9 protein-coding genes are annotated in these 13,090 nt (G+C 67.5%); 7 read left to right on the forward strand and 2 right to left on the reverse strand.

What is annotated here, in order from left to right; translation table 11 throughout:
* A partial coding sequence (locus BM145_RS15205) for an integrase core domain-containing protein (protein ID WP_143090215.1) occupies positions 1 to 319 on the forward strand: 319 nt, incomplete at its 5' end.
* Between the two features lie 192 nt (positions 320 to 511).
* Here the strand turns inward: BM145_RS15205 and BM145_RS15210 are convergent.
* Together BM145_RS15210 and BM145_RS15215 are read right to left on the reverse strand one after the other, a co-directional pair.
* On the reverse strand, positions 512 to 1,864 hold the full coding sequence (locus BM145_RS15210) for a sigma-54-dependent transcriptional regulator (RefSeq protein WP_093334494.1): 1,353 nt from the start codon (positions 1,862 to 1,864) through the stop codon (positions 512 to 514).
* Positions 1,861 to 3,648 carry a sensor histidine kinase gene (locus tag BM145_RS15215; RefSeq protein WP_143090216.1) on the reverse strand — a complete coding sequence of 596 codons (1,788 nt, stop codon included), beginning with the start codon at positions 3,646 to 3,648 and terminating at the stop codon, positions 1,861 to 1,863. Before BM145_RS15215 ends, BM145_RS15210 begins: the two co-directional genes overlap by 4 nt.
* 183 nt (positions 3,649 to 3,831) lie before the next feature.
* On the opposite strand from BM145_RS15215, the gene BM145_RS15220 reads away from it, so the two are divergent.
* From BM145_RS15220 to BM145_RS15245, 6 genes are all read left to right on the forward strand, one after another.
* Positions 3,832 to 5,169 carry a dicarboxylate/amino acid:cation symporter gene (locus BM145_RS15220; RefSeq protein WP_093334496.1) on the forward strand — a complete coding sequence of 446 codons (1,338 nt, stop codon included), beginning with the start codon at positions 3,832 to 3,834 and terminating at the stop codon, positions 5,167 to 5,169.
* A 2-nt stretch (positions 5,170 to 5,171) separates the two neighbouring features.
* Complete coding sequence (locus BM145_RS15225; protein WP_245739406.1) at positions 5,172 to 8,318, forward strand: TonB-dependent receptor domain-containing protein; 3,147 nt, start codon at positions 5,172 to 5,174, stop codon at positions 8,316 to 8,318.
* A 104-nt stretch (positions 8,319 to 8,422) separates the two neighbouring features.
* Positions 8,423 to 9,244 carry an SGNH/GDSL hydrolase family protein gene (locus BM145_RS15230; RefSeq protein ID WP_342741819.1) on the forward strand — a complete coding sequence of 274 codons (822 nt, stop codon included), beginning with the start codon at positions 8,423 to 8,425 and terminating at the stop codon, positions 9,242 to 9,244.
* Positions 9,245 to 9,514: 270 nt separating this feature from the next.
* Entirely contained in the window at positions 9,515 to 10,021 is a 507-nt protein-coding gene (locus BM145_RS15235; RefSeq protein WP_093334444.1) for a 2Fe-2S iron-sulfur cluster-binding protein, read from the forward strand.
* Complete coding sequence (locus tag BM145_RS15240; protein ID WP_093334445.1) at positions 10,018 to 11,007, forward strand: FAD binding domain-containing protein; 990 nt, start codon at positions 10,018 to 10,020, stop codon at positions 11,005 to 11,007. The genes BM145_RS15235 and BM145_RS15240 overlap by 4 nt, the downstream gene beginning before the upstream one ends.
* The coding region (locus BM145_RS15245) for a xanthine dehydrogenase family protein molybdopterin-binding subunit (protein ID WP_093334446.1) at positions 11,004 to 13,090 on the forward strand (2,087 nt) is incomplete at its 3' end. The genes BM145_RS15240 and BM145_RS15245, both read left to right, overlap by 4 nt.

A 13,090-nucleotide genomic window follows, 5' to 3' on the forward strand; every position in this document is an offset into this window, starting at 1 on the left:
CGAGCCGATCGAGTGGCTGAGCGATAACGGCAGCTGCTACGTCGCGCGCGACACCCGAGCCTTCGCCCGCGACATCGGGCTGATCCCGCGCACCACCCCGGTCAGCAGCCCGCAGTCGAACGGCATGGCAGAAGCGTTCGTCCGCACCCTCAAGCGCGACTATGTCCGCGTGAACCCCAGGCCGGACGCCCAGACCGTCATCAAGCAGCTGCCAGGCTGGCTCGCCCACTACAACGAGGTGCATCCGCATCGCGCTCTGGGCTATCGATCACCCCGCGAGTACATCGCGCAAACCCGCGAGGACCCGTCAGGCCTTTAGGGGGCAACAACACGACCGTCTGCGGTAGGCGTTCTCAGACGAGAACCGCATTGATCGGGAGGCGGCAGACGCCTCTAGAATTGCAGGACGCAGTAGGGGAGGTCTAGCTAGCCAGCCGCGAAGACCCAGTTACCGACATCTGCACGTCGTTTTTGATTGCTCAGGTTCGGTCGTTCGTTCACGTCTCGAGTATCATGAGTCATCCGGAACGTCGCTCGCTGGCACCCGGTAGAGTGATGGATCGATACCGTGCCGATCCATTTTCTCGTAAAGCGTTTTACGAGGTACGCCGAGTAGCTCGCAAACTATCGTGACACGACCGCGCGCCGTCGTTAGCGCCTCGATGATCGCCTGTGCCTCGAATGTGGATACCCGGTCCCGCAAGGGTCGAGCGATACTGTGCGTCGCGCCGCCGCCGTCACGCTCGCCGAGGACCAATTCGAAGGCGTGGTTACGCAGTTCCCTGACGTTCCCCGACCAGCCATGCGCGAACAGGTACCGGCGCTGCGCTTCGTCCGGCACCGGCGCTGCGAGGCGGAGGGTAGCCGCCGCATCGGCCAAAAAGTGGGCGAAAAGGAGCGGAACATCCTCGGGACGTTCGCGCAGTGCAGGCAGCTTCAGCCGGATTCGTGCGATGCGGTGATAGAGATCGGCCCGGAAGGCGCCGGTGCGAACCGCCTCTTCGAGTTTAGCGGTACTCGTTGCCACCACACGGAGGGAAACTGTGTCCGGGCGAGTCGCCCCGATGGGCACCACCTCGCGCTCCTCGATCACGCGCAGCAGTCTCGACTGCAATGCCGGAGACAGCGCGTCGATGCCGTCGAGGAGCAGCGTGCCGCCTGCCACCGCCGCGATGCGGCCCACCTTGGAGGCGCGGCTGTGAGGCACGCTGTCGGACATGTGGCCAAATAGCTCAGCCTCGGCCAGGTCTGCTGGCAGCGCCGCACAGTCGATGACGACGTAGGGACGAGCGGAGCGGCGGCTGCGGCGGTGAAGCAGTAACGCGACGAGGTCCTTGCCCGTTCCCGTCTCTCCCTCGATCAGCACGTCGACATCGACCGCGGCTAGGCGATCGATCGAGCGGCGCAGCCGCGCCACCTGCGGCGAGACTCCGATTAGTGGGTTCTCGGTCTCGCTCTCCGCTGCTGCCGCGCGAAGCCGACGGTTCTCCAGCATCAACGCGCGCCGCTCCAGTGCCCGCCGCGTTGCGGCGACCAGATGGTCCGCGGCGAACGGCTTGGTCAGGAAGTCGAACGCCCCCTGCTTCAGCGCGGCCACGGCCATGGGCACGTCGCCGTGGCCGGTGACGAGGAGTACGGGCACGTCGGGATCGATGTCCCGCGCCCGCGCCAGCATGCCGAAGCCATCCAGACCTGGCATGCGGACATCGGTCACGACCGCTCCCGCCATACCCCGGCCGAGTTCCGCCAGCGCAGGCTCCGCTCGCGAGAAGGAGAGCACCGCCAGGTCGGCCAGCTCCAGAGTCTGAACTGTCGCCTCGCGAAGGGCCGTGTCGTCCTCCACCAGGATCACAACACCGCTCATGCGCGCGTCAGCATCAGCACGAATTCAGCTCCTTCGGGAACGTCGACCATGACGAGATCACCGCCGTAGTCGCGCGCGATCTCACGCGCGATCGGGAGACCTAGGCCTAGGCCGTCAGCCCGTCCCGTGACGAACGGTTCGAACAGCGATTCGCGCAGCGCCGCAACCACGCCGGGTCCATTGTCGCGGACTCGAATGGTCACCCGATCCACCAAGTCGTCGACATCGATCGCGATTACCGGGGACGTGATATCCGCCGCCGCGTCGGCCGCGTTGGTGAGCAGATTGACGAGCACCTGTTCCAGCCGGATCCGATCACCGACAACTGCTACGTCCCTAAGCGTGTCGTCAACGCGCAGGCGCAACAAGGCACGCGTGCGTTCCGGCGTCAGCAGCAGCATGCCGTCGAGCACCCGGCCCACCGTGGTCGTCGTGTCCTCCCCCGGGCGACGCCTCGCAAAGGCTCGCAACTCGCCCGTGATGACGCCGACCCGCTCGGTCAAGCCAACGATTCGGTCGAAATTGTCTCGCGCACGGCCGGTCGAGGCGCGATCGAGGAAGGCGAGGCCGTTTTCCGCATAGGCGCGGATCGCGGCGATCGGCTGGCTGATCTCGTGCGCGACGCCGGCGGTGATCTGGCCGAGCGACCCGAGCCGGCTCGCCTGTGCCAGCTCCTCACGCGCCGCGCGGTAGCGGCGGTCGGCTGCAAGCCGTTCCTCCGACTCGCGACCGAGCCGGGTGTTGCTCTCGCGGAGTTCGGCGGTCCGCTCGGCCACCGTCCGCTCGAGTTCCTCGCGCGCGGCGACCTGCAACCGGCGCCGCTCCACTGATCGCAGCGCCAATGCGCCCGCGATCGCCAGCACCAGCAACGCCGCCAAGCCGACGAGCAGCGCCTGGCTCCTCGCGGCGAGCGCAGCGGGCGCCAGCGGCGTGAAGTGCAGCACCACGCCACCGGCGAGCGGGGATGCGGTCCGAGCGACGCGGAAGACGGTCCCATCCATCGCCGCCGGTTCCTGAACCTGTGCCGACCGGCCCGCGATCGTCACCGGTGCCCGCCGGGGCGGCGCGGGTCCGAACTGCAGCGTACGCCGAGTATCGGCGAGGCGCCGCGTGCTCAGCGGGACTAGCGCCGCGAAGCGCCAGCCGGGCCGGCTGGTCGCGAGCACGATCCCGTCCGCATCCATGGCCAGCGTGAACCCCGGCGTGCGCCGCCATGATGCCTCCAGTCGGTCGAACTCGACCTTGACGACGATGACGCCGAGCGCACGACCCTGCCTTTCGATGCGTCGCGCGAGATAGAGGCCCGGGCGACCGCTCACCGTCCCCAGCGCGAACAGCTCCGCTGCGCCGCGCTGCATGGCATCGATGAAATAAGGGCGGAAACCGTAGCGCTGCCCGACGAAACTGGTTGGACGCCGCCAGTTGCTCGCCGACACCGTCCGGCCGCTCGCATCCACTGCGTAGATGACAGCCGCGCCGGTGCGGTCGGCGAGCAGTTCGAGGTCACGGTCGAGCCGCCGCGCCGCTGGTTCGCCGCGAAAGGCGGCAGCGAGCTCTGGATATTCGGCGAGCACCAGCGGCAGCAGCCGAAATTTTCCGAGCTCGCTCGCAAGCAGGTTGGCGTGACCTGTGGCCGCCGCCGAGGCGAGGTCGTCGGCGACTGCCGCGGCTTGGTCGTCCGACCATCGCAGTCCAGCCCAAACGAGGACAGCGACGACGATCGCCGCGCCCGCAACCGCCGCGAGCAGGCGCCGCGGCGCAGAGCGGTGTGTGGATTTCCGCACAACCAAAGCCGGCAACGGCCTGCCGGCCGGCAGCGGCGCGATCGTTCCCGTCACCTAAACGGCACCGTTTCATCAACCAAATCAACCACTTGCCGCCTCCCGCCTGTCGCGCTGGTCCGCGTCTGCATCGTTGTTACACTGCCCTCGACGTTCCGCCATGGGAACGCGCCACGGGGAGAGGATATGCGGGGGGACGCCATTCCCACGATCGTGCCGCACAGGCCGTTCTGGAGCCACCTGTACGCACAGGTGCTGACCGCCATCGTGTTGGGGGCTGTGGTCGGACATGTTTGGCCGGCGACCGGCGAGGCGCTGAAGCCGCTGGGTGACGGGTTCATCAAGCTCGTTAAGATGGTGATCGCACCGGTGATCTTCCTCACGCTGGTCAGCGGCATCGCAGGTCTACGCGAGCTGCGCACAGTCGGCCGCGTCGCTGCCAAGGCGTTCGGCTACTTCCTGTTCTTCTCGACGCTGGCACTAGCCGTGGGCCTTGTCGTCGCGAACGTCGTCCAGCCCGGCGCGGACATGAACATCGACCCGGCAACGCTCGATGCCGGCGCGATCGTTGACTATGCGCATAAGGCGCATGAGACGACGCTGACCGGTTTCCTCCTAGCCATCATCCCCGACACGTTCGTCTCGGCGCTGACGCAAGGCAACATCCTGCAGGTGTTGCTCGTCGCCATCCTGTTCGGCGTCGCGCTCAGCCTGACCGGCGAGCGGGGGGCGCCGCTGTTGACGATGATCGAGCAGCTCGGTGAAGTCGTCTTTCGCCTGGTCGGCATCCTGATGCGCGCCGCGCCGATCGGTGCGTTCGGCGCGATCGCCTTCACCGTCGGCAAGTACGGTGTCGGCAGCCTCGTCAATCTGGGCGGGCTGGTCGCGACCTTCTACCTGACCTCGGCGTTGTTCGTGCTGGTCGTACTCGGCGCCGTCGCGCGAGCGCACGGCTTCTCGATCCTGCGCCTGATCGCCTATCTGAAGGCAGAGCTGCTGCTGGTGCTGGGCACATCTTCGTCGGAGGCGGCGCTCCCTAACCTCATCGTCAAGCTGGAGGAGGCCGGCTGCGACCGCGGCATCGTCGGGCTCGTCGTGCCGACCGGCTATTCGTTCAACCTCGACGGCACCAACATCTACATGACGTTGGCGGCGCTGTTCATCGCGCAGGCGACGGGCGTCGACCTGACGCTCGGACAGCAACTGCTGCTGCTCGCCGTCGCGATGCTGTCGTCGAAGGGCGCGGCTGGGGTGACCGGCGCGGGCTTCATCACGCTCGCCGCGACGCTGTCGATCGTGCCTACGGTACCAGTTGCGGGCATGGCGCTGATCTTGGGCGTCGATCGCTTCATGAGCGAGTGCCGCAGCCTCACCAACTTCATCGGCAACGCCGTCGCCGCGATCGTCGTCGCACGGTGGGAGGGGAAGCTCGACCGCCAGCGCTTGCACGAGACGCTCAACAACGAGGGGCCGGCAGCGCGCGCCGCCGACCTAGCCCCCGCCACCACAATACAGGGAGAGTGACCATGATCCGTATTCGTCCGCTGCTCGCGGCCGGCACCGCGCTGGCCTCCGTCCTGGCGACCCAGGACGCCGCCGCGCAGGTCGCGCCAACACCACCCGCGGCCACGCCGCCGTCGCAGCCAGCGACCGAAACAGTGCCCGGCCTCGCGCAAGGTACGCCGCAGGCAGATTCCACGGGCGTCACCGCGCCGCAGGAGCCGGAGGCGCCTGCGGAGATTACCGTCGTCGGCACGCAGATCCGAGGTGCCAGCTCTACCGCCGCGCTGCCCGTCACCGTCGTCGATCAGGATCAGATCGCCGCCACCGGTGCGCTGTCCGGCGACGAGCTGTTCCGCGCCATCCCGCAGGCAGGCGACGTCACCTTCAACGAGGCCAACAATGCGCAGACGAGCAACGCCGCGCGGGGCGATGTCAACTCCATCAACCTGCGAAATCTGGGCGTCGGCAACACGCTGGTTCTGCTCAACGGTCGGCGCCTCGTCCAGCATCCGACCAGCCAGGCCGGCGACGGCAACGTGCCCGTGCTCGGCTACAACTCCAACTCGCTGCCGATCGCGGGCCTGCAAAGGTTGGAGATCCTGCGGGACGGCGCCGCGGCGATCTACGGTGCTGACGCAGTTGCAGGCGTCGTCAACACGGTCACCAAGACCGACTTCGACGGCGCCAGCCTCGACTATCGTTTCGGCTTTGCCGAAGGCACCAGCCGTAAGGAGCTTCAGTTCACCGGCACGTACGGGATTAACTTCGCCGAGGCGCGCGGCAATGTGTCGGTGTTCCTCGACTATACGCGGCGCACGGCACAGCGCTCGTCCGACAACGACTATACGGCCACAGACGACCTCCGCTCATTCTTCGCCGACAATCCAGACTTCTCGGCAAGCCTAACACCCGATGGGCGCGCGACCCAGTCGCCATGGGCCAACCTGGCCGTAGTCGGCGGCCCTGGAACGATCCGTCGCGGAACGACCGCACTGACCTCGGCGGCGGGTGCGTTCCACACCCAGTCGTCTGCCAATCCGGGCTGCGCCTTCGTCGTCAACGGAGACGTCTGTTACGGGACCGGCACCCGCGCGACCGGCACGACGTTACGCAACGAGCGTTTCGATACGCGTCCCGGTACGACGACCACGCCCGAGTTCAACCGCTACAACGCCTTCGGCTCTGCGCACTTTGATGTGTCGGACGCCTTCACCCTCTATGGCGAGGTCGGTTACTACCGTGCGGACACGCAGCGCATCCAGCCGCCGACGATCAACCTTAACACCATCGTCATCCCGGCTTCCAACTACTGGAATCCGTTCGGCCCGGTCCGCTTCGCCGACGGTACGCTAAATCCGAACCGCATTCCCGGGTTGACCAACGTGCCCGCGACCGGCTTGCCAGTCCGCCTGTCGACCTATCGCTACGTCGATACCGGCCAGCAGGTCGTCGACGTAGACAACTGGCAGTCGCGCTTCCTGGGCGGCGCCCGCGGCACGATCGGCAATTTCGACTTTGATAGTGCGCTCCTCTACTCGGAGGCCGAGTCGACCGACCGGTCGAACGCGATCAACATGACGCTGCTCCAGCAAAACCTCGCACTGTCAACGCCCGACGCGTACAATCCCTTCTCCGGCGGATGCTCGGCGACGCCGTCGGTCGGCGACTGTTCGCCGGCCAGCCAGGCGACGGTCGATGCCTTCCAGTTCCGCCTTACCCGCCGCAGCAAGACGACGCTGGCGCTGGGCGACTTCAAGCTGTCCAACGCGCGGCTGGTCGCGGTACCGGGGGGCGACGTCGGCGTGGCGCTCGGCATCGAGGGCCGCCGTGAGACGCAGGCCGACATCCGAGACGATAACCTGAACGGCACCAACACCTTCACCGACCTGGTGACCGGGGAGCGTAACTTGTCCAACGTCGCCGCTGTCAGCCCGACGCCGAGCACGCGCGGCCGGCGCACCGTCGTCTCCGCGTTCGGCGAGATCGCGCTGCCCGTCGTGTCGCCGGACATGAACATCCCGCTGGTTCATCGCATCGACATGCAGATCGCCGGCCGATACGAGCATTACAGCGACTTCGGCTCCGTCGCCAAACCGAAGGTGGCCGCCGCCTGGGATCTCATCGAAGGGCTCCGCTTCCGCGCCTCGGCGTCGAAGGGCTTCCGCGCTCCCAACCTCGAGCAGATTAACACCGTTCGCTACTCGCGCCTCGGCTCCAATACCGACTTCATCCGCTGCGAGGCAGACCTGCGCGCCAGGCGCATTGCCAACTTCACCACCTGCGGACGCGCTATCAGCTATCAAATCGCGGTGTCGGGCAACGAGGACCTGAAGCCGGAGGACAGCACCAACTGGACAGTCGGCACGGTGATCCAGCCGGCCTTCATCCCCCGCCAATACGGCCGGTTGACGCTGACTGCCGATTACTGGACGATTCGCCAGGTCGGCATCGTCGGCCAGTTCGGCCCACAGAACGCGCTGGTGCTCGATTATCTGCTCCGCCAGCAGGGCTCGAGCAATCCGAACGTCGTGCGCGCAGCGCCGACCGCGGACGACACGCCGCTGTTCGCCGGCACCAACATTGCGCCGGCCGGGCAGGTCGTGCAGATCAACGATCAGTTTACCAACCTGCTGCCGCAGACCGTGCGCGGCATCGATCTGTCGTTGCTCTACAACGTGCGCACTGACGCTGGTAAGTTCGACCTTGCGGTTAATGCCGCACGCCTGACCAAGTTCAGCCGCGACACGCCGCCGGCGGTTCAGGCGCTGTTCGACGCACGGTCGGCCGGCCAGATCAACGCGGCGACGCCGCTCACCGACGCGCGCAATCTCCTCCAGGACCGCGGCCGACCCAAGTGGCGGGTGACGGGCACCCTTACTTGGTCGCTGGATCAGTGGCAGGTCGGCGGCTTCGCCAACTACATCGGCCCGGTGGAAGACACCGCCTTTCTCAGCACCGACGGCATTCCTTACCCGATCGGCGGCACGACGACCTTCAACCTCTACGGACAGTATCGGGTGCGCGGAGGCTTCATGGACGACACGCGGCTGCGCGTCGGCGTGCGCAACCTGTTTGACAAGGACCCGCCAATCACCGCAGACGGCTATCTTGGGTCGCTCTACGTGCCCTATGCGCGCTACTGGTACCTCACGATTGGGAAGCGTTTCTGATGCTATCCGGCAAAGTCCTGTTCGCTTCGTGCCTGCTGCTTGCTGCGAATGGCGGCGAGGCGCAACGTGCCGCCCCCACACCACCCGCTCCCTCGCGACCGCCCGTGGTCGCGGCGAGGCGTGGCACCCCTACCTCTATCCTGTTCATCGGCAACAGCTTCACCCAGGGCGCGCACTCGGCCGTACGTAACTGGCGAGCCGACAGCGTCGCTGACCTGAACGGCAACGGCTACGGCGGCGTGCCGGCGTTGTTCAAGGCGTTCACCGAACAGGCTGGACTCAGTTATCAAGTCAGCCTTGAGACTCAGGGCGGCAAGTCTCTCGGCTTCCACTACGACGAGCGACGCGCGCGCTTTGACCGCGCCTGGGATGTCGTCGTGCTGCAGGAGTTCAGCACGCTCAGTCGCGAGCGGCCGGGTGATCCGACCGACTACGTCCGCGACGTCGGTCGGATCAGCCGTCTGCTCCAGGCGCGCAATCCCGCGGTAAGGATCGAGCTGATGGCGACCTGGAGCCGGGCGGACGCGACGTACCGCGGCAAGGGCCCATGGGCCGGCAAGCCGATCGCGGCGATGGCCGGCGACCTGCAGAAGGCCGCTCGAACCGCGCGTGCTGCCAATCCAACAGTGCGCGGGATTATCCCCGTGGGCGTGGCGTGGAACCTAGCGTTCGAGCGCGGCGTCGCCGACCCCAACCCCTACGACGGCACGGCCTTCGACCAGCTCGATCTGTGGACCTACGACCAGTATCACGCCAGCGTAGCGGGCTATTACCTGGAGGCGCTCGTCGTCTTCGGGGCGATCACAGGGGTAGATCCGGCGACGCTCGGCCGCGACGAGAAGGCCGCCGATGCGCTTGGACTCTCGCCAGCGGACGCCGTGCGGCTGCAGCAAGTCGCGTCCCAGCAGCTAGGTCAGCATGACTGACCTCGCACAATGCTGGGTTGAGGGTAAAACGCGCCAAGGTGACCCAGATACGGACATTCCTGTCCGACTCCGCGCATCTCGGAACTCGCCGTTCATTCACGTCGTGGCATGCCGCCTGCTACGGGTTTTCGCCTACCCGACCGGCTTTCCGCCGCCGTGGTTTATAAGGCAGGTCGCGACCTCGCTGAGCAGGGTCGGGCGGCGCGGAGTTAGCATGTCGTTGGTTCGACTGCTACTTATCTGGTGCAAGCCAATGAGAAGGGACCTGCCATGTCGCTGATCGTGAACGGAAAGCAGGTGCACGGCCCTGCCGATCCTCGCGTGTCCTTACTCGACCATCTGCGCGAGGACCTGCACCTCACCGGCACGAAGAAGGGCTGCAATCAAGGCGCGTGCGGGGCATGCACGGTGCTGGTGGACGGCGAGCGGATACTGTCCTGCCTTGCGCTCGCGGTGCAGTATGACGGGCGCGCGATCACGACGATCGAGGGGTTGGCCGGCGGCGACGCACTTCACCCGCTCCAGGCCGCGTTTGTCGAGCATGACGGCTTTCAATGCGGTTATTGCACCCCGGGGCAGATCTGCTCGGCGATCGGGATGGCGAGTGAGCTGGAGCGGGGGGTGCCGAGCCACGTCAGCGCCGACCTCGCCGCAGACGCGCAGTGGACGCGCGAGGAAATCCAGGAACGGATGAGTGGCAATCTGTGTCGCTGCGGCGCGCACAACGGCATCGTCGACGCGATCCGGGCCACCTTCGCGACGGAGGCGTCGGCATGACCCCCTTCGACTATGCTCGCCCCATCGACGCCGCCGATGCGCTGCGCCGGGGCGCAATCGCCGGCACCGCCTATCTCGGCGGCGGCACCAACCTGGTGGACCTGATGCGCGAGACGGTCGCCCGGCCGGAGCGGTTGGTCGACGTCAGCGGCCTGCCCGCCGCGATCGAGGAGACAGAGGATGGCGGATTGCTGATCGCCGCCGCGGTCCGCAACACCGCGCTCGCCGAGCACCGCATTGTTCGCGCGCGCTATCCCCTGCTGTCGCGCGCGATCCTGGCCGGCGCGTCGGCGCAAATCCGCAACATGGCGACGGTGGGTGGCAATTTGCTGCAACGCACGCGCTGCACCTATTTCTACGACACCGAAGGATCGCGGTGCAACAAGCGGCAGCCGGGTTCGGGGTGTGACGCACGCGAAGGCTTCAACCGCATCCACGCTGTCCTCGGCGGCTCCGACGCCTGCGTCGCGACCCATCCGTCCGACATGTGCGTCGCGCTCGCCGCGCTCGACGCGACGGTGCACGTCGACGGCCCCGCGGGACCGCGCACGATCCCCTTCGCGGACTTCCATCGCCTGCCCGGCGACCGACCCGATCGCGACACCAACCTCGAACTCGGCGACCTCGTGACGGCGGTAGCCTTGCCGCCGCTGCCGGCGGGGACGCGATCGACCTACCGCAAGGTGCGCGACCGGGCGAGCTACGCCTTCGCGCTGGTATCCGTCGCGACGACGCTCGAGCTGGAGGGCGATCGCATCAAGCAGGTCCGGATCGCGTTCGGCGGGGTCGCGCACAAGCCGTGGCGCGCCATGCGGGCGGAGGCGGCCCTGCTCGATCGCCCCGCCACGCACCAGGCCTTCCTCGATGCAGCGGCGGCGGAGTTCGTCGACGCACGCCCCTTGCGGGACAATGCCTTCAAACCGGCGCTCGCGAGCCGCACGCTGGCAGCGGTTCTGGAAGAACTGGCGATGGGAGACGCGGCATGAGCATCATCGACAGTGCCAAGCAGGCGGCGCAGGGACTGGTGCAGGGCGCCATGACGAAGCTGGTGCCGCTCGCCCCGGATAGCTGGATCCCCGGCGGCGTTCCCGATCCGCTGATCGCGCGCAAGCACGGGTTGATCGGCAAGCCCGTCTCCCGGCTCGACGGCGCGTTGAAGGTGCGCGGCGACGCCGCCTTCGCCGCGGAGCATCGCTTCGCCGACATGACCTATGCCGCACTCGCCTACGCCACGATCGCGCGCGGGCGGATCGCCGCGATCGATACCGCGGCGGCGGAGGCCGCGCCCGGCGTCGTGCTGGTGATGACTCATCTAAACGCTCCGCGGATGGCGACGCCGCCGGTTTTCGGCTCCTCGCCGTCCGCGGTCGGCCCGGCCGACCTGTCGATCCTGCAGGACGATCGCATCCACTGGAACGGACAACCGATCGCCTGCGTCCTGGCCGAGACGCAGGAGCAGGCCGATCACGCCGCTTCGCTGCTGCGCATCACCTATGGGGCGGAGCCCTCCACCACGACGCTGGCGGGCGCGAAGGCGAACGGCATCGAGCCCGGCCTGTTCATGGGGCAGCCGCTGCTGAACGAGATCGGCGATGCGGAGGCGGCCTTCGCGGCAGCGCCGCACAAGGTCGACCGCACCTATCGCACCCCGCGGCACAACCACAATCCGATCGAGCCGCATGCCGCCACCCTCGCCTGGGTCGGCGACGAACTGACGATCCACGACGCCAGCCAGATGGTCACGCAGCAGGCGCAGACGATGGCCGACACCTTCGGCCTGGCGACCGACAAGGTGCGGCTGACCTCGCCCTATGTCGGCGGCGGATTCGGCAGCAAGGGGCTGTGGGACCATCAGGTGATCGGTGCCGCGGCGGCGAAGCTGGCGCGCCGCCCGGTGCGCATCGCCCTCTCGCGCGAGGGCGTCTACCGCGTCGTCGGCGGGCGCACGCTAACCGAACAGCGCGTCGCAATCGGCGCCGATGCGGACGGACGCTTCCAGGCGCTGATCCATACCGGCCTGTCGGTCATGACGCCGCAAAACAGCATGCCCGAGCCGTTCATCCTCGGCACCCAGGCGGCCTATGCCGCGCCCAACATCCTGCTGAAGGTGGAGGTGGCGCGGATGAACATGCTCGCCAACACCTTCATGCGCGCGCCGGGCGAAGCTGTCGGCACCTTCGCGCTCGAATCCGCGATCGACGAGCTGGCGGTGGAGCTCGGCATCGATCCCGTCGAGCTGCGGCTGCGCAACGAGCCCGACAAGGACCCGACGAATGGCCTGCCCTTCTCCTCGCGCCATATCGCGCAGGCGTGGCGCGACGGGGCGGAGCGCTTCGGCTGGCACGCCCGCCCGCCGCGCAGCACGCGGCGCGAGGGCGAATGGCTGGTCGGCGTCGGCTGCGCCACGGGCACCTATCCCTATTACCGGATGCCCGGCGCGGAGGCGCGCATTACCCTGACCCGCGATGGCGACGGGGTGAAGGCGCTGGTCGAGGTCGCGGCGGCGGAGATGGGCATGGGCACGTCCACCACCACCGCGATCGTTGCGGCGGAGCGGCTGGGCCTGCCGCTCGACCGGGTCGAGGTAGGATACGGCGACAGCGCCATTCCCGGCGCGATCATGGCCGGCGGATCGCAGCAGACCGCGGCGATCGGCGCGGCGGTCATCGCCGCACAGACTGCGCTGGTCGGCGACCTCATCAAGCTCGCGGGCAACGATTCCCCGCTCGCCGGCCTGTCGCCGGACGAGGTCGGCTGCGACGACGGCGGGCTAGGCAGCCTCGCCGACCCGACGCGGCGGGAGAGCTATGCCTCGATCCTCGGCCGTTCGCAGAGAGACAGCGTATCGGCGACCAAGGCGGGGTCGCTGCCACTGGAGACGATGCACTGGTCGATGCACTCGCACAGCGCGCTGTTCTGCGAAGTTCGCGTCAACACCGTCACCGGTGAGACGCGCGTCAGCCGGTTCTTGGGCTCATTCGATTGCGGCCGCATCCTCAACCTCAAGACAGCGCGCAGTCAATTTCGCGGCGGCATCATCATGGGTCTCGGCATGGCGCTGATGGAGGA

The sequence above is a fragment of the Sphingomonas rubra genome (assembly GCF_900115745.1).
GTDB classification, from domain to species: Bacteria; Pseudomonadota; Alphaproteobacteria; order Sphingomonadales; family Sphingomonadaceae; genus Sphingomonas; species Sphingomonas rubra.

Coding starts and splice junctions, on each gene's coding strand:
- BM145_RS15210 (WP_093334494.1), bottom strand. CDS start 1,864: ATGAGCGGTGTTGTGATCCTGGTGGAGGACGACACGGCCCTTCGCGAG.
- BM145_RS15220 (WP_093334496.1), top strand. CDS start 3,832: ATGCGGGGGGACGCCATTCCCACGATCGTGCCGCACAGGCCGTTCTGG.
- BM145_RS15225 (WP_245739406.1), top strand. CDS start 5,172: ATGATCCGTATTCGTCCGCTGCTCGCGGCCGGCACCGCGCTGGCCTCC.
- BM145_RS15235 (WP_093334444.1), top strand. CDS start 9,515: ATGTCGCTGATCGTGAACGGAAAGCAGGTGCACGGCCCTGCCGATCCT.
- BM145_RS15240 (WP_093334445.1), top strand. CDS start 10,018: ATGACCCCCTTCGACTATGCTCGCCCCATCGACGCCGCCGATGCGCTG.